Raw genomic sequence first — 17,281 nt, 5'->3', positions numbered from 1 at the left:
CGTGCTGGCGATGGACTCAAGTACGCCGCGTTCATCCAGTTCACACGCGTAATCGTTAACGACCATCGCTGGCAAGCCAGCGCCTACACGGGAACGTGCCCACGCTGAATCTGTAGGAGCCAGCTTGCTGGCGATGGACTCAAGCGCGCCGCGCCCGCAATTTCCATTGCAACGGTCTTTTTGTTTGAAACAGGAATTCAACGAATCTGGTGCTTGTGCAACAACCGGTAGAAGGTCGGTCGCGACACACCCAATACTTTGGCGGCGACACTCAGGTTATCGCTGTGACGGTTCAATACATCGCACAACGCCTGGCGTTCGGCCCGGGCCTTATATTCTTCGAGGGTGCCCATCGGTGCGGCGATCATATGCTGACTGATCAACCCCAGATCGCGGGCCTCGATCTGCCGGCCTTCGGCCAACACCAGCCCGCGACGAACGCGGTTGGCCAGTTCGCGTACATTGCCTGGCCAGTCGTGCTTGCCCATGGCAATCAATGCGTCCTCGCTGAAACTGCGTGGGCGGCGCCCGGTTTCATGGCTGTAGGAATGGGCGAAGTGGTTGGCCAGCGTCGCCAGGTCGCCATGGCGCTCGCGCAGTGGAACGGTCACCACTTGCAGGACGTTCAGGCGGTAATACAAGTCTTCGCGAAAACGCTTCTTCTCGATGGCGGCTTCAAGGTCGACGTGCGTGGCCGCCAGCACCCGCACATCCACCGGAATCGGCTGACTGCCGCCCACCCGCTCGATGTGTTTTTCCTGGAGGAACCGCAACAGGTTGGCCTGCAACTCCAGTGGCAGGTCACCGATTTCGTCGAGAAACAGGGTGCCGCCGTTCGCGGCTTCTATCCGCCCGACCTTGCGTTGGTGCGCGCCGGTAAACGCGCCTTTTTCATGGCCAAACAACTCGGACTGGATCAAATGTTCGGGAATCGCACCACAATTGATCGCGATAAAGGGTTTGTTGTGACGCTGGGACAGACGATGCAGGGTTCGTGCGACCAGCTCTTTGCCAGTGCCGCTTTCACCCCGAATCAACACCGGAGATTCGGTCGGAGCGAGTTTGCTCAACAGTTTTCGCAGTTCACGTATAGGTTTGCTGTCGCCCAGCAACTCGTGCTCGGGCTGGTCGACATGCACCGTGCCCTGTCCGCGCAACCGCGCCATGCCAAACGCCCGGCCCAGCGTTACCTGAACCCGGGACACATCGAATGGCAGGGTATGAAAGTCAAAAAACCATTCACAGACAAAATCGCCGACATTTTGCAGCCGCAGCACGTCCTGATTGAGTACGGCTATCCACTCGGTACCGGTGCGGCGGATCAACTCTTTGACAGCCTCCGGGTGCTCAAAGTGAAAGGGCTGCAAGCGCAACAGGCCCACGTCACAGGTTCGGTCACCGGCGTTCTCCAGCGTGCAGCTGTCAACGTCCCAACCGATAGCGCGCAATCCTGGGAGCAGACGATAACAATCGTCGCAAGGGTCCACCACTAATAGACGTCGTAAAGCAGGCGCATCGCTCATGACTGTTCCTTGGCGCCAAATTTATGAAAATTTATTAAAAACAGTCATTTGGCAGACCTGACTGTAACATTAGCAAGAATTTGACAGCTTCTTGTACCGTTTGACTATAGGAGGGCGATACAACCAGTTATAAGATGCGATTTTGTTAGTTACCTAACGACTCTTTCCTTTCATTCAGCTTTCAATGCCAGGCTCATTCTTGAGCATATGAAATAAAGTGGAAATTTCTTTTGATTGTGTGTGACCCCAACCCCGGTTGCGGGCATCAGTACAAGTAACCAGCCGAACGGTAAGCCCAACCGCCGGCACATCACTTGATTGGGCATGCAGAGGAAGACCCCCATGAACGCCCCGCTCCGTATCAACGAAGCACTTCTGATTGCCGACCGCGCGTTTAAACCATTCAAATGCGTGGCCTGGGCTCCACAGGACGGTAATGGCGAACTCAGCCTGACCGTTATCGACCGCACCAGCACCAGCATTGGCCGCAAGCAGATCCCCAGCAGCGCTTACTCCGATCCCGCACAACTCGAACTGCTGCTGGAACAGGCCCGCGCCGAGTTGAGCCAGGAAGGCTACACACTGCAATCGTGGTCGATGCCAAACTAATTGTTTTGCGGATTACTCCGGGGTAATCCGCGCCCTCCTCCTGTCATTAGTTCGCTGGTTTTTTTGGCCATGCGCACTACTTGACGCTGTTTAATTCGAACGTTGCATACGCCTGATACTTTGCAGGCTTGCCACTGGTTCGAAAAGACACTGTTGTGGCACATAACGACCTTCCGCCTGTTAGTTCTTACAGTTGTGCATCCCTTCATTCAGGGATTGAATATTTTCCTTATTAGTCGCCAGCCAAACTTCTGGATCATGACGACTCGCAAGGAGATGCGACCCATGTCAATCCAGTCGGCTTTTGCCAACCCCGTCACCCGAAAGAACGCCGGAAGCCTCGATACGACGTTTGCCGCCAACGGCAAAACCCAGGTGTATTTCGCCGATAGCCTTGCAAGCCTGGCCAATGGTGTTGCGATCGATGCACAGGGTCGCTTGCTGGTAGCAGCAAAAGTCGCCATGGCCGATGGCAGCCGCTTTGGCCTGGCCCGTTTGCTTGAGGATGGTTCCGCAGACCTCGCATTCGGCAATCAAGGCAGTGTCATCGGGCAATTCGAGCCGGGGTTTGAAGCCATGGGCGCCAAAGTCCTGGTCATGCCCGACGGCAATATCCTGTTGGCCGGTCTGCAATACGAAAACGCGCACCGCACGCTCCCGGCCCTGGCATTGCTGGATCAAGAGGGTCGCCTGGTTCGACGCTTTGGTGATAATGGCCGCCGTGTCGTGCGATTGCCTGGCGGTCTGTCCCTGGGCATACGCGATGCCTGGCTCCCCCCCGGTGTACCCGGCGCCGAAGCCTGCGATGTCGGCGTACAACAAGACGGTCGAATCCTTATCTTGGCCAACCATCACTACGAACTGGCCGATCACGCCGGTATGTTGATACGGCTGGATGTCGAAGGCTCGCTGGACTACTCGTTCAATGGCCGCGGCTTTGTCGTGGTCAGGCATCTGCTGTTGAATACCTGGCTCAGCAGCCTGACGCTACAACGTGATGGCCGGATTCTGGTCGGTGGATCGATCAACTTCCCTGAAGAAGGCTTGCTGGCACGCTATCACCCTGACGGGTGTCTCGACGACAATTTTGCCGTGGATGGATTCATGACCTTCAAGGCGCAAGGGCATGCTGCCCGGGTCAGTCAGGTGGTCCAGCAAAACGAAGGCGACATCCTGTGTTTTGGCAGCAGTTGCGAGCCAATGCACTGCCTGACATTTAAAATGCACAGCAACGGCCGCCCCGACAATCATTGCAACGGCGGACAACCGCAGCGGCTGGTAATCGGTCACAGCGGATGCCAGTGGAACGCTGCGCAGTTACAACCCGATGGCCGTGTGCTGACGGCGGGCGCCACCATCGGCGGTGTTGAAGCCGACTTCATTCTGGGGCGATACCTGCCCAACGGCCGTCCCGATCGCCAGTTTGGCAAAGGCTGCGGCTGTACGCGTACCCGCCTCGGCCCCAGCCTGGATACCGCCACATGTGTCGCCGTGCAGGCCGATGGAAACATCGTTGCAGGAGGCTATTCGCTGCACGGTAATTACAAGGCGGTCATCACACGCTATCTGGGATAAACACCTGTGTTTTCCCGTGCTTGATCTTCTCGCACGCTTGCGGCAAGTTGCGCGCTTCTTAAAACAAGGAGCAGCCGATGTCCGGTTCAATGGCCCAAGCGTTCGCGCACAACTTTCTCGGGCACTCGCCCCGTTGGTATAAGGCCTGCATCGTCGGTTTCCTCATCCTCAATGCCTTGGCGCTGTGGACCGCAGGCCCGGTGGCTGCCGGCTGGCTGCTGGTGCTGGAGTTCATCTTCACCCTGGCCATGGCGCTCAAATGCTATCCGCTGATGCCCGGCGGCCTGCTGATGATTGAAGCCCTGTTGCTGAAGATGACCACGCCCCAGGCGCTGTACGACGAGTTGTTGCACAACTTCCCGGTGATCCTGCTGTTGATGTTCATGGTGGCCGGCATCTACTTCATGAAGGACTTGTTGCTGTACCTGTTCTCGCGTTTGTTGCTCGGGGTTCGCTCCAAGGCCCTGCTGGCCCTGATGTTCTGTTTTTTGTCGGCCTTTCTGTCGGCGTTTCTCGATGCCTTGACCGTGACCGCCGTGATCATCAGTGCCGCCGTTGGTTTTTACTCGGTGTATCACCGTGTCGCCTCCGGTAACGATCCGCGTCAGGACAGCGAATTCAACGACGACAAACATCTGCCCACCCTGCATCAAGGCGATCTCGAACAATTCCGCGCCTTTCTGCGCAGCCTGCTGATGCATGGTGCCGTGGGCACTGCGCTGGGTGGCGTTTGCACCTTGGTCGGCGAGCCGCAGAACTTGCTGATCGGCCATGAAATGGGCTGGCACTTCTCCGAGTTTTTTTCCAAGGTTGCACCGGTATCCTTGCCGGTGCTGGTTGCCGGACTGGTGACATGCGTGCTGCTGGAAAAGCTGCGCTGGTTCGGATACGGCACGTTGCTGCCGGATAACGTCCGAGCGGTGCTGGCCAACTACGCCGCCGAAGACAACGCCGCGCGCACCTCACGCCAGCGTGCAGCGCTCCTGGTGCAAGCCTTTGCCGCATTGATCCTGATTGCCGGGCTGGCGTTTCACATTGCCGAAGTGGGCTTGATCGGTTTGATGGTGATCGTATTGATCACGGCCTTTACCGGCATCACCGACGAACATCGTCTCGGCACCGCGTTCAAGGACGCCATGCCGTTCACCGCATTGCTGGTGGTGTTTTTCGCCGTGGTCGCGGTGATTCACGACCAGCAGCTGTTCACACCGTTGATCCAGTGGGTACTGGCGCTGCCGGCGGACCAACAACCGGGCATGCTGTTCATTGCCAACGGCCTGTTGTCCGCCATCAGCGACAACGTGTTCGTGGCAACCATTTACATCACCGAAGTGAAGCGTGCATTCATGGCGGGTGAGATGACTCGCGAGCATTTCGAAACGCTGGCCATTGCGATCAATACCGGCACCAATCTGCCGAGCGTGGCGACACCCAATGGTCAGGCGGCGTTCCTGTTTTTGCTGACCTCGGCGATTGCGCCGCTGGTGCGCCTGTCTTATGGGCGGATGGTCTGGATGGCGTTGCCGTACACCGTGGTGATGGGCTTGCTCGGGTGGTATGCGGTGAGTTACTGGCTGTAACTCACCAACCACAATGTGGGAGCGGGCTTGCTCGCGAAAGCGGCAGGTCAGTCGACATCAATATTGACTGAAGGACCGCCATCGCGAGCAAGCTCGCTCCTGCAGGAGATCCGTGTTATCCGAGGCGGTGCCAGACACGACCATCGCGGGTCAGCAACTCTTCACCGGCCTTGGGGCCGTTCTCCCCGGCGGCATAGCTCTGCACGCTGGAGTCCTGCTGCCAGGCATCCAGGAACGGCTGCACGGCGCGCCAACCGTTTTCGATGTTGTCGGCACGCTGGAACAACGTCTGGTCGCCGGTCAGGCAATCGTAGATCAGGGTTTCGTAACCGGTGGACGGCTGCATCTCGAAGAAGTCCTTGTAGGCAAACCCGAGCTCGATGTTGTCCATCTTCAGGGCCTGACCGGGACGCTTGGCCAACAGGTCGAACCACATGCCTTCGTTGGGCTGGATCTGAATGCGCAGATAGGTCGGTTGCAACTCATCGACCTCCGTATCGCGGAACTGCGCATAGGGCGCCGGCTTGAAACAGATGACGATCTCGGTGTCACGCACACTCATGCGTTTGCCGGTACGCAGGTAGAACGGCACGCCGACCCACCGCCAGTTATCGATCATCACTTTGAGGGCCACATAGGTTTCGGTATTGCTGTCGGGCGCCACGTTGTTTTCCTGGCGATAGCCCGGCAGTGCCTTGCCGTCGATCTCACCCGCGGCGTATTGGCCACGCACCGAGTTGGCGCGGGCCTCCTCGACCGTCCAGGGCCTGATCGCGCCGACGACCTTGGCTTTCTCGCCGCGTACCGCATCGGCGCCAAACGCGGCGGGTGGCTCCATCGCCACCATCGCCAGCAACTGGAACAGGTGATTGGGCACCATGTCCCGCAGCGCGCCGGTGTGCTCGTAAAAACTGCCACGGGTTTCCACGCCGACGGTTTCGGCGGCGGTGATCTGCACGTGGTCGATGTAGTGATTGTTCCAGAACGCTTCGAACAGGCTGTTGGAGAACCGGCTGACCAGGATGTTCTGCACGGTCTCCTTGCCCAGGTAATGGTCGATCCGATAGATCTGCTTTTCCGTCATCACCTTGAGCAGGCAAGCGTTCAAAGCCTCGGCTGTATGGAGGTCGGAGCCGAAAGGCTTTTCGATCACCACCCTTCTGAACGCCTCGGGGGTTTCTTCCAGCAAACCGGCCGAACCGAGCCGGCGCACCACTTCACTGAAGAATCGCGGCGCGGTGGCCAGGTAGAACACCGCGTTGCCGGTACCGCTGTCGGCGATTTTTGCCGCCAGCGCTTGATAAGTGCTGTCGTCCAGGAAGTCGCCCTGGACGTAGCTGATGCCTTTGGCGAGGTTGGCCCACACCGCCGGATCAAGGGCCTGATCGCCCTTGCCGGTCTTGGTGGCCACCTCATTGCGGATGAAGTCTTCGAGTTTTTTCGCGAAGCCTTCATCGCTGATGGCGTTGTGGTCAACGCCGATGATCCGCAGTCCATCCCCGAGTAAACCGTCGCGACTGAGGTTGTACAGCGCCGGCATCAGCAGGCGCTTGACCAGATCGCCGTGGGCGCCGAACAGGAACAGCGTGGTCGGCGGCGCGGGTTCAGCCTTGGATTTTCTGCGGATCGTGTGGGTCATTTCTTCGCAGTCTCCACGTGGCCGCCGAAGCCAAAGCGCTGGGCCGAGAGGATCTTGTCGCCAAAGGTGCCTTGCCCACGCGAACGGTAGCGGGAGAACAGCGAGTTCGACAGCACCGGCACCGGCACCGCTTGCTCCATGGCGGCTTCGATGGTCCAGCGACCTTCACCGCTGTCGGCCACGGAGCCGGAGAAACCGTCGAGTTTCGGATCGCTGGCCAGGGCGTCGGCAGTCAGGTCGAGCAACCACGACGACACCACGCTGCCACGACGCCAGACTTCGGCAATGTCCGCCACGTTCAGGTCGAAACGCTGGTCTTGCGGCAGGTTCTCGCTGTTTTTGGTTTGCAGGATGTCGAAGCCTTCGGCGAACGCCTGCATCATTCCGTATTCGATGCCGTTGTGGATCATCTTGACGAAATGCCCGGCGCCCGCAGGGCCTGCATGGATATAACCACGCTCGGCACGATCGTCGTCGGACTTGCGGTCCTTGGTGCGCGGGATGTCGCCCAGGCCGGGGGCCAGGGTTGCGAACAACGGGTCGAGGCGCTTAACGGTCCCGGCATCGCCGCCGATCATCATGCAGTAACCACGCTCCAGGCCCCAGACGCCGCCGGACGTGCCGACGTCGATGTAATGCAGGCCTTTTTCCGACAGGGTTTTCGCCCGGCGGATATCGTCCTTATAGAAGGTGTTGCCGCCGTCGATGATGGTGTCGCCGGGTTCGAGCAAGGTGCTCAGGGTGTCGATGGTTTCTTCGGTCGGTGCGCCTGCCGGCAGCATGACCCAAATCGCACGTGGCTTGGCCAGACCGGCGACCAGGGCCGGCAGATCGGTGACGCCGGTAGAGCCCTCAGCGGACAAGGCTTCGACAAAGGCGGTATTGCGGTCGTAAACAACGGTGGTGTGCCCGTTGAGCATCAGGCGCCGCGCAATATTGCCGCCCATGCGGCCCAGTCCAATAATCCCGAGTTGCATGTGCTGATGCTCCCTACTACAAATAAAAGGTGTGTCAAAGGTTATAGCCCAACGCGACTCATGAGGTTAGTCCAGAGCGTTGGCATGAAGTTTCCGGGCATTGTGCCCGATCCTGATTGATAACGTCGGTAATCAAGCCGAAGACACAACGACAATTAAAAATAAAAAAGTTCCCTTCGGGGGCAAAAGAAATCAAAATTGGCGCCGATAGTAGATCAGCCGTTGATTTCGAGGCGGACCTACAGTTGAGACACGCCATTTGCGAGGTGAGCAATGGGCACAGTACACACCGCACTGCCAGCACAAACCCTTTACGTCACTATCCGTCGCGATGAATTGCGTCAGTTGAAAGACGAACGCGATCAATTGAAACAGGAACTGGCGCAGTTGCGGCTGCTGCTGCAAGCCAGTCAGACGCAGCCCCTGGCTGTGACGCAACGCGCCCCACTCGTCTGACACCCTCGCTTCAAGCGGGAGCAGTCTGCACTGCTTCCGCAACCGCTCATGCCCTGCCACTCCCCGGCAACTCAGATAATTTTCACAATAATTATTCGCACTCGCGGTCGTTCGGCAGTATTCCTTTCAGGGGCCAGTTCCGACTAATGCCGATCAGTTAAGGGATCGACCAGCGCTGATCAACCTGTGGCGAGGGAGCTTGCTCCCGCTGGACTGCGCAGCAGGCCCATTTTTTGGGGCCGCTTCGCTGCCCAGCGGGAGCAAGCTCCCTCGCCACAGGTTCAGGGTCTCGGCTTAACTGGTCGGCATTAGGCCAGTTCCGCCCCCCTTTTTCATGCACCCGTTGCAGTCATGAACGCCGTGGTGAAGTTAATTCCCATTTAGCCGAATCGGCGGATAATGTCATTTCGACACTGATTCATTGATTCATGGACGAAAGGCATCCGACATCTGTAGTGGGAGGCAAACCATGAAATGCACCGCATTGATCCTCGCCGGCCTGATGGCCTTGGGCGCAACCAGCGCTTTTGCCGAAGGCGGAGCAGAACGCATGCGCTATTACTACGAAAGTCTGCGACTGGCCCAGCAACAAGCCTTGGGCCACCCCATCCAAAGCACCGAGCTGCGGGTTCCGGACGATCAGACTGCACAAATGACTGAAACCTACAGACCGAAATGATCCTCTGATTGCAGCTCTACAGTTGCAGAAGACCGTTTGGGCGTCCTGATGGACGCCCTTTTTTTGGGTTCACGCATTCCCGGGAAACTGTAGGAGCCAGCTTGCTGGCGATGGACTCAAGTGCGCCGCGTTTATCCAGTTCACCCGCGTTATCGTTAACGACCATCGCCAGCAAGCTGGCTCCTACAAGGGGGCGTGCCCACGCTCAAACGAGTGGAAGCCCCAAAAAAAAGGCTTTGTCGAGTCAGAGGTTCTTGGTCCAGAACAGCATCCGTCCATGGGCCGGGTCGAACATGCCGGCGGCGAAACCGGCTTTTTCATAAGAGCCCTGCGCCACGGCATTGCCTTCCAGCACTTCCAGGGTGAGCTTGCAGCAGCCACGCTGGCGGGCGATGTCCTCGACCTTTTGCAGCATCTTCTGGCTCAAGCCCAGGCCGCGAAATTTTTTCACCACCGACACATCGTGCACATTGACCAACGGCCGGCAGGCAAAGGTGGAGAACCCTTCGAAGCAATTGACCAGCCCGGCCGGCTCGCCACCGACGAAGGCCAGCACACTGAAGGCGTGGGGACGCCTGGCAAGCTCCGCCGGGAGTTGCTCAAGCACATCGGCCGGTAACGGCTGGCCACCCCCCATTGGGTCCTCGGCGTAGTGGTTCAGCACCAGGCAAATAGCCTCGGCATGCACCGGATTGCTGTAACTGGCCTGAAGCACAAGAATTTCTGCGGAGTCCATTTCCATCCTCGATCACACATGAAGTAGCCCCCAGCATGTGTTTCACGCTGAAGTGCCCGCAGACCATAGCGCGAGCACCGTGGAATCGACAATCGCAAACGAGGAAATCTTTGGCACTCAAGCACCCCAGATCAATGCTTCCGTCCATCCCAGTTCGGCAAAGTCCTCGGCCCGCAAGTGCGACTCACCGGCACAGAAAAACTCGTCGAGTTGCGGTGGTTTGACCGAGGTACCGCTGAGCATGGCGTGAACCTGGCCGCGGTGGTGGATCTGGTGTTCAAACAAATGGGACAGCAGGCGCAAACGGCTGTCGTGTTGCGGGGTGTCGCGAGCGATGGTCACGATTTTGCCGAGGTCGGCGTCACGCATCTGCTCACAGTAGGCGATCAGCCGGCGGTCAACACGGGCCTGTTCGTCAACGAGGTCCGTCGCCATAAGGCAGGGCTCGTCTTCCTTGAAAAACTTATAACAATCGAGATGCGGATCGTCGCCGCGCAATTCGCGCTCCAGGGCGTCCACATAAAACCAGTCACAGGTGAGGATGTGATTGAGCGTGGCGCGAATAGTCGGGAAAAAGCTGACCCGGGGCGCGGTCAGTTCCTGTGGGCTCAACTGCCGCCAGGCCTTGGCCAGTCGGTGATTGGCCCAGGCGTTCTGATAGGCCATGGTCAGCAAATGGTGCGACAGGGGCTGATTCATGTTCGCTGCTCCCGATCAAATCCCGATCAAACTTCGGCAAACCGTTGCAGTTGCATTTCCTGTAGCCGGCTGAGCGTGCGGCGGAACGGGAATTCCAGATAACCCTCGGTGTAAAGCGACGCCATTGGCACTTGCGCTTCAAGGTACAGCGGCACCTTGCGGTCGTAGCACTCGTCCACCAGGGCAATGAACCGTCGCACACCGTCGTCATGCACCGACAACTGCGGCAATTCGCGATCCCCCGCGTCCACCCGTTCGACACCGTCCTCGGTACCACGGGCAATGCGCCCGGCGCGTTTTTGCGCGCTGAGGTTGGGCACGTCACTCAACAGAATAGCGTTGTAGGTATCGCACAGGGCGATGAAATCCATGGCCGCGAAGGGTTGCTCGCACAGCGCGGTGTAACGGGTCCAGAGCACCGTCGGGCTGGCCTTGACCACCTCGAGGGCGCGGTAACCGACCTTGACCGGCTCGTTCGATACCGCCTGATCCACAGTCAACCCCGCGAACACCTCGGCGAGTGCGTTGGGCTGGCCGGGTTCGGCCACCCAATAGCGTTGCAAACCGGCCCCCGGATGCAGGCGATGGTCTTCCCCGCCATCTATCGCAATCACCTGCATGTGTTGCTTGATCGCCGCGATGGCGGGCATGAAACGGTCGCGATTGAATCCGTCGGCGTACAACTGGTCCGGCGGCAGATTCGACGTGCAGACCACCACCACGCCCTGTTCGAACATCACCTGGAACAGCCGCCCGAGAATGATCGCGTCACCGATGTCATTGACGAACAACTCGTCGAAACACAGTACGCGCACTTCTTCGGCTAATTCACGGGCCAACGCCTTGAGTGGATCGGCGGTGCCGGTCAGTTGAAACGAGCGCTGGTGCACCCAGCCCATGAAATGGTGAAAGTGCTGGCGCCGCGCCGGTACCCGCAGGCTTTGGTGGAACTGGTCCATCAACCAGGTTTTGCCGCGCCCGACCGGTCCCCACAGGTATACACCGGAAATGCGCGAGCGGCCTTCGTGCAGTGCTTCGTGGCATTTTTGCAGCGCCCACACGGCATGTTCCTGGGCCTCGTCCTGGACGAAGCCCTTGTGTTCGATGGCGTGCTGCCAGGCGCTTAAGGGGGATTCGATAGTCATGGGCGGCAGTATGCCATTGCGCGTCGATGTCGCGACCAGTGATCGGCAGTTTTGTGTCGGCAGGAAAAGCGCCTTGACGGCTTAAATTACTAGCATCATATTTAATACATGTCGCCAAACATTTAAACAAACCTCGACGTCATCCCTCTGGAGTCATCCCATGCATTACAAAGTTTTCGGCAGAAAAACCGGTTTGCGGGTTTCCGAACTGGCACTGGGTGCCGGCAATTTCGGCACCGGTTGGGGCCATGGCGCCGAGCGTGACGAAGCCAGGCGCATTTTTGATGGCTACCTGGAGGCCGGTGGCAACTTCATCGATACCGCCAATGGCTATCAGGGCGGACAGTCCGAGGCCATGCTCAGCGAATTCATCAACGCAGAACGGGATAGCCTGGTCATCGCCACCAAATACACCCTCGGGACTACACCGGCGGCCGGCATTTCCCACACTGGCAACAGCCGCAAGAACATGGTGCGCGCCGTCGAAGAAAGCCTGAAACGCCTGAAGACCGATCATATCGATCTGTTCTGGGCCCATATGAGCGACGGCGTCACGCCCATGGAAGAGATCTTGCGCGGCTTCGACGATCTGGTCAGTGCCGGCAAGATTCATTACGCCGGGCTGTCGAATTTCCCCGCGTGGCGTATCGCCCGCGCCGACCTGCTGGCCGAGGTACGCGGTTTTGCACCGATTGCTGCGATCCAGGTCGAGTACAGCCTCGCCGAACGCACCGCTGAGCGCGAACAACTGCCGATGGCCGAAGCCCTGGGCCTGGCCGCGACATTGTGGTCGCCGCTGGGTGGCGGCTTCCTCACCGGCAAGTATCGCAACAGTGAAGGCGACAATCGCGCGAACAAGCTCGGCGTGCTGATTCATACCGAAAAAAGTGCCCGCGAAACCGCCCTGCTCGACACCTTGATCGGCGTCGCCGCAGAACTGGACGCCAGCCCGACCCATGTGGCCATTGCCTGGCTGCGGGAAAAGGCCAGGCGCTCGACCACGGCGCTGATTCCGATCCTCGGTTCCCGGACCCGCGAGCAACTGGACGCGACATTGGGGGCACTGAATGTGCAGTTGAGTGCTGAGCAATTGGCACGACTCGATGGCGTCAGTGACGTAGCCAAAGGCGTGCCGCACGAATCCATCAGCGGGTCATTGGCACGCTTCAGCGGTGGTCGGATCCTCGACCTGCCAATCGTTCCAGTGGCCTGACACAAATCACAATTGTGGGAGCGGGCTTGCTCGCGAAGGCGTCGAGTCAGTCAACATTGTTGTTGAATGACACACCGCTTTCGCGAGCAAGCCCGCTCCCACATTAGGTTTTGTATTACTTATCGACCTTATGCCTGGCCGCATACAGACACAGCATCTCCATCGCCAGCGTCGCCGCCGCCAGTGACGTGATTTCCGCACTGTCATAGGCCGGGGCCACTTCCACCACGTCCATGCCCACCAGATTGATCCCGCGTAATCCGCCGAGAATCTCCAGTGCCTGCACCGTGCTCAAGCCGCCGCATACTGGCGTTCCCGTGCCAGGCGCAAATGCCGGATCGAGGCAGTCGATGTCAAACGTCAGGTACACCGGGTTATCGCCGACCCGCGCCCGAATCGCCTCGACAATCGCTTCGCAACCACGGCGATGCACTTGCCGCGCGTCCAGCACTTCAAAGCCCTGATGATCGTCATTGGTGGTACGCAAACCGATTTGCACCGACCGCGACGGGTCGACCAGCCCTTCCCTGGCCGCATGCCAGAACATGGTGCCGTGATCGATGCGCTTGCCCTCTTCGTCCGGCCAGGTGTCGCTGTGGGCGTCGAAGTGGATCAGCGACAACGCCCCGTGCTTGCGCGCATGGGCCTTGAGCAGCGGATAGGTGATGAAGTGATCGCCGCCGAACGTCAGCATCGCAGTGCCGGCATTGAGGATGTGCTCAGCGTGGGCCTCAATCATTTCGGGCGTCGACTGGGGCGAGCCGTAGTCGAAATCGCAATCGCCATAATCGATCACCGCCAGATGGTCGAACGGGTCAAACGTCCACGGCCAGTGCCGTTCCCAGGCAATCCCGGCAGACGCGGCACGAATGCCGCGTGGTCCGAAGCGTGCGCCGGGGCGGTTGCTGGTGGCGGTGTCGAACGGCACGCCACTGACCGCCACATCAACACCACGCAGGTCACGGCTGTAGCGGCGACGCATGAAACTGGTAATGCCGGCGTAGGTACTTTCGGCGGCCGTGCCGTAAAGGCTGTCACGGGTAAGGGCTTGATCGTTCTGCATCGGGACGTCCATTGAAGGCTCCTTGTTATTATTGGCGGCTACGGAAAGTGGTCCACAGACGGGTGCGCTGACGCATGTCCTTGAGGTTCATGCTGCGGTCGGCATACAACCGCTCACGCACGTCAGCCAGCGGATAGATGTCCGGGTCGGTGCGCACCGCTTCATCCACCAGCGGCGTGGCGGCCTGATTCGCAGTGGCGAAAAACAACGTATTAGTCAGTGCCGCCACGGACTCGGGGCGCAACATGAACTCGATAAAGGCGCGAGCGGCTTCGGGGTGCGGCGCGTCCTTGGGAATGGCCAGGTTGTCCTGCCAGACGATGGTGCCGTCCTTGGGAATCCGGTAGGCAATTTCATAGGGTTTGTTGGCTTTGCGCGCCTGATCGGCGGCCATGCTCGCGTCACCGTTGTAGGTCAATGCCAGACAAACGCTGCCATTGGCCAGGTCGCTGATCTGCCGTCCGGTGGCGACGTACAGCACATTCGGCTGCAACTGATGCAGCAACGCCTCTGCGGCTGACAGATCGTTCTTGTCGGTGCTGTAGGGATCTTTACCCAGGTAATGCAGCGCCAGTCCGATCACTTCCTGAGGCGAGTCGAGAATGGCGATGCCGCAGTCCTTCAACTTGCTCGCGTACTCGGGCTTGAACAGCATATCCAGACTGTTGAGTGGCACATCCGGCAAGCGCTGCTTCACCGCCTCAACGTTCATGCCCAATCCCAACGTACCCCAGGTGTAAGGCACGCCGTAGCGGTTGCCCGGATCGACAGCGGCGAGTTTTTCCAGCAAATCCGGATCGAGGTTGGCGTACCCCTTGAGGCCTTCGTGGGGGATCGGTTTCAACGCCCCGGCGGCAAGGCCCCGGGCCAGCACGCTGGAGGACGGCACCACCACGTCATAACCGCTGCCGCCGGTGAGCAACTTGGTCTCCAGCACTTCCGAAGAATCAAAGGTGTCGTAACGCACATGGATGCCGGTTTCCTGCTCGAACCGTTGCAGGGTTTCGGGGGCGACGTAATCAGCCCAACTGTACAGATTGACCACGTTGTCTTCGGCCTGGGCCGATGCGGCCATGGCAAGGAACAGCGCGGGTAAACACAGCTTGAACATGGGAGCCATGACGAACACCTGACCAGAGGAAGTGGTTGCAGGATGCGTCGTCGGATACATTGGTGAAATATCAAGTTAATTAACCTGACTTTATGACGGAGTAATGTTTGATGCTCGGCCAACTGCATGATCTGGACCTGCAATTGTTGCGTCTGTTTGTCAGCGTGGTGGAGTGCGGCGGGTTCAGCGCAGCCCAGGGCGAGTTGGGGTTGAGCCAGTCGAGCATCAGCCAGCAAATGGCCAAACTGGAAACCCGTCTCGGCTATCGCTTGTGCAGTCGCGGCAAGGGCGGATTCAAGATCACCCCCAAGGGCGAGCAATTGCTCAGCGCCACCCGCGGGCTGTTCCAGTCCATCGAAGCGTTCCGCCATCAATCCAACGGCGTGGCCGGACGCTTGATCGGCGAAGTGCGCCTGGGTCTGTCCGAAGCCCTGGATCAATCGGTGCTGCATCGAGTGGCCGAAGCGATCCGGCGCTTCCGTGAGCGGGACGAGTCGGTGCGTATCGAACTGATCAGCGCCATGCCCGGCGAAATGGAGCGCCTGCTGCTGCAACAGCGGCTGGACCTGGCCATCGGCTATTTCTCGCAAGTGCAAAGCGCGTTTGACTACCGCCAACTGTTCATAGAAACCCAGCACCTGTATTGCGCCCCCGGCCATCCACTGTTCACCAACGCTGACCCGGACGATCAGGATCTCCAGGCCTGCGACCGGGTCGATCACCCCTACCGTTTCCTGCGCAGTGACGAACCCTTTCAGGGCAAGCGGTGTTCGGCGCGTTCGGAACAGGTCGAAGGCACCCTCGCCTTCATCCTTTCCGGCAAGCATGTCGGTTATTTGCCCAGCCACTTTGCCCGTGGCTGGGAAGAAAAAGGTTTGCTCAGGGCCGTGCGTCGCAGCGATATGAGTTTCGATGTCGCGTTTCATCTGGCCCGACACCGGGCGCAGGTGGCCGGTGATGCGCAGAAGGCATTCGAAGAGGATCTGCTCGCGGCATTTGCCTGAATACGCCTTGGTCTACGCTGAAACCGTGCCGGTCATCGACATGCAAAAATGCACAGATAACCTGCACTTATCCGGGTTGTACAAGGCAAATTTGCACTGATACGATCCGCCATCGCTCGCGCGCGAGCATCTCGATAAAGAACAATAAAAGCAGGGAGTTAGTGATGACTGCTCAGGTTTCTACTCCGGGGACTCAGTCCATGGATGCCATGCAAAACGAAGTGCTGGCCGAGGTTCGCAACCACATTGGTCACCTGACCCTCAACCGCCCCGCCGGCCTCAATGCCCTGACCCTGGACATGGTGCGCAACCTGCACCGCCAGCTCGACGCCTGGGCCCAGGATTCGCAAGTCCATGCGGTGGTCTTGCGCGGCGCCGGCGAAAAAGCCTTCTGCGCCGGCGGCGACATTCGCTCGCTGTATGACAGCTTCAAAAGCGGCGACACCCTGCATGAAGATTTCTTCGTCGAGGAATACGCCCTCGACCTCGCGATCCATCATTACCGCAAACCGGTGCTGGCCCTGATGGACGGTTTTGTCCTCGGCGGCGGCATGGGTCTGGTGCAAGGCGCAGACTTGCGCGTGGTCACCGAGAAAAGCCGTCTGGCGATGCCCGAAGTCGGCATCGGTTATTTCCCCGACGTCGGCGGCAGTTACTTCCTGTCGCGCATTCCCGGTGAACTGGGGATTTATCTCGGCGTTAGCGGCGCACAGATTCGCGCCGCCGATGCGCTGTATTGCGGCCTGGCCGACTGGTACCTGGAAAGCGACAAACTGGGCGTCCTGGACGAGAGTCTCGACCAGCTCGAATGGCACGACACGCCGCTCAAGGACCTGCAAGGCCTGCTGGCAACACTCGCCGTCCAGCAACTGCCCGACGCTCCGCTGAGTGCACTGCGCCCGGCCATCGACCACTTCTTCGCCCAAGCCGATGTGCCGAGTATTGTGGAGCAACTGCGCCAGGTAACCGTTGCCGACAGCCATGAATGGGCCGTCAGCACCGCCAACCTGCTGGAAACCCGCTCGCCACTGGCCATGGGCGTCACCCTGGAAATGCTGCGTCGCGGACGCGAGCTGCCACTTGAACAATGTTTCGCCCTTGAGCTGCATCTGGACCGCCAGTGGTTCGAGCGCGGCGACCTGATCGAAGGCGTGCGCGCCTTGCTGATCGACAAAGACAAAACACCACGCTGGAACCCGCCAACCCTCAAGGCGCTGGACGCCGAACACGTGGCGAGCTTCTTCAGCGGGTTTGACCAGAGCGAGAGCTGAG

At 59.2% G+C, this 17,281-nt stretch carries 16 protein-coding genes; 8 read left to right on the top strand and 8 right to left on the bottom strand.

Translation table 11 applies throughout. The features are described from left to right. Nucleotides 1-197: 197 nt before the first annotated feature. Nucleotides 198-1,523, bottom strand: coding sequence for a sigma-54 dependent transcriptional regulator (locus AC07XF_RS10350; RefSeq protein ID WP_495026390.1), 1,326 nt, complete (start codon nucleotides 1,521-1,523; stop codon nucleotides 198-200). A gap of 342 nt (nucleotides 1,524-1,865) precedes the next feature. Here AC07XF_RS10350 and AC07XF_RS10345 point away from each other — a divergent pair, with 342 nt between their 5' ends. The 3 genes from AC07XF_RS10345 to nhaB all read left to right on the top strand — a co-directional run bounded on the left by AC07XF_RS10345 (nucleotide 1,866) and on the right by nhaB (nucleotide 5,287). Further along, complete coding sequence (locus AC07XF_RS10345) at nucleotides 1,866-2,132, top strand: hypothetical protein (protein WP_277528823.1); 267 nt, start codon at nucleotides 1,866-1,868, stop codon at nucleotides 2,130-2,132. A 285-nt stretch (nucleotides 2,133-2,417) separates the two neighbouring features. Continuing rightward, the gene (locus AC07XF_RS10340) at nucleotides 2,418-3,707 is read left to right on the top strand and encodes an NHL repeat-containing protein (RefSeq protein ID WP_495026389.1); all 1,290 of its coding nucleotides are present in this window, start codon (nucleotides 2,418-2,420) and stop codon (nucleotides 3,705-3,707) included. Nucleotides 3,708-3,784: 77 nt separating this feature from the next. Beyond that, nucleotides 3,785-5,287: a sodium/proton antiporter NhaB gene (nhaB, locus tag AC07XF_RS10335; RefSeq protein ID WP_495026388.1), complete on the top strand. Its 1,503-nt coding sequence runs from the start codon at nucleotides 3,785-3,787 to the stop codon at nucleotides 5,285-5,287. 115 nt (nucleotides 5,288-5,402) lie between these two features. On the opposite strand, the gene zwf is transcribed toward nhaB, so the two are convergent. Next, a complete protein-coding gene (zwf, locus tag AC07XF_RS10330) occupies nucleotides 5,403-6,926 on the bottom strand; it encodes a glucose-6-phosphate dehydrogenase (protein WP_495026387.1) in 1,524 nt (507 codons plus the stop codon). Beyond that, entirely contained in the window at nucleotides 6,923-7,927 is a 1,005-nt protein-coding gene (gnd, locus tag AC07XF_RS10325) for a phosphogluconate dehydrogenase (NAD(+)-dependent, decarboxylating) (RefSeq protein ID WP_495026453.1), read from the bottom strand. Before gnd ends, zwf begins: the two co-directional genes overlap by 4 nt. A 249-nt stretch (nucleotides 7,928-8,176) precedes the next feature. Here gnd and AC07XF_RS10320 point away from each other — a divergent pair, with 249 nt between their 5' ends. Both AC07XF_RS10320 and AC07XF_RS10315 read left to right on the top strand, forming a co-directional pair. After that, nucleotides 8,177-8,359, top strand: coding sequence for a DUF6026 family protein (locus AC07XF_RS10320; protein WP_495026386.1), 183 nt, complete (start codon nucleotides 8,177-8,179; stop codon nucleotides 8,357-8,359). Nucleotides 8,360-8,828: 469 nt separating this feature from the next. Beyond that, nucleotides 8,829-9,038, top strand: a complete 210-nt coding sequence (locus AC07XF_RS10315; protein ID WP_495026385.1) for a hypothetical protein — start codon at nucleotides 8,829-8,831, stop codon at nucleotides 9,036-9,038. Between the two features lie 244 nt (nucleotides 9,039-9,282). On the opposite strand, the gene AC07XF_RS10310 is transcribed toward AC07XF_RS10315, so the two are convergent. The 3 genes from AC07XF_RS10310 to zapE form a co-directional block, all read right to left on the bottom strand. Next, complete coding sequence (locus AC07XF_RS10310; protein ID WP_495026384.1) at nucleotides 9,283-9,774, bottom strand: GNAT family N-acetyltransferase; 492 nt, start codon at nucleotides 9,772-9,774, stop codon at nucleotides 9,283-9,285. Nucleotides 9,775-9,891: 117 nt separating this feature from the next. Next, nucleotides 9,892-10,473 carry a DinB family protein gene (locus tag AC07XF_RS10305; protein WP_495026383.1) on the bottom strand — a complete coding sequence of 194 codons (582 nt, stop codon included), beginning with the start codon at nucleotides 10,471-10,473 and terminating at the stop codon, nucleotides 9,892-9,894. Between the two features lie 26 nt (nucleotides 10,474-10,499). Further along, a complete protein-coding gene (zapE, locus tag AC07XF_RS10300; RefSeq protein ID WP_495026382.1) occupies nucleotides 10,500-11,618 on the bottom strand; it encodes a cell division protein ZapE in 1,119 nt (372 codons plus the stop codon). A 160-nt stretch (nucleotides 11,619-11,778) separates the two neighbouring features. Here zapE and AC07XF_RS10295 point away from each other — a divergent pair, with 160 nt between their 5' ends. After that, nucleotides 11,779-12,831, top strand: a complete 1,053-nt coding sequence (locus AC07XF_RS10295) for an aldo/keto reductase (protein WP_495026381.1) — start codon at nucleotides 11,779-11,781, stop codon at nucleotides 12,829-12,831. A gap of 115 nt (nucleotides 12,832-12,946) precedes the next feature. On the opposite strand, the gene speB is transcribed toward AC07XF_RS10295, so the two are convergent. After that, complete coding sequence (gene speB / locus AC07XF_RS10290) at nucleotides 12,947-13,906, bottom strand: agmatinase (RefSeq protein WP_057714722.1); 960 nt, start codon at nucleotides 13,904-13,906, stop codon at nucleotides 12,947-12,949. A 16-nt stretch (nucleotides 13,907-13,922) separates the two neighbouring features. Continuing rightward, nucleotides 13,923-15,014, bottom strand: a complete 1,092-nt coding sequence (locus AC07XF_RS10285) for a polyamine ABC transporter substrate-binding protein (RefSeq protein WP_495026380.1) — start codon at nucleotides 15,012-15,014, stop codon at nucleotides 13,923-13,925. 101 nt (nucleotides 15,015-15,115) lie between these two features. Here AC07XF_RS10285 and AC07XF_RS10280 point away from each other — a divergent pair, with 101 nt between their 5' ends. Then, nucleotides 15,116-16,009: a LysR family transcriptional regulator gene (locus AC07XF_RS10280; RefSeq protein ID WP_495026379.1), complete on the top strand. Its 894-nt coding sequence runs from the start codon at nucleotides 15,116-15,118 to the stop codon at nucleotides 16,007-16,009. Between the two features lie 164 nt (nucleotides 16,010-16,173). Further along, on the top strand, nucleotides 16,174-17,280 hold the full coding sequence (locus tag AC07XF_RS10275; RefSeq protein WP_495026378.1) for an enoyl-CoA hydratase/isomerase family protein: 1,107 nt from the start codon (nucleotides 16,174-16,176) through the stop codon (nucleotides 17,278-17,280). The last annotated feature ends 1 nt before the right edge of the window (nucleotide 17,281 follow it).

It is taken from the genome of Pseudomonas sp. GW821-FHT01C01 (genome assembly GCF_059422645.1).
This window is presented reverse-complemented; position numbering and strand designations above follow the sequence as displayed.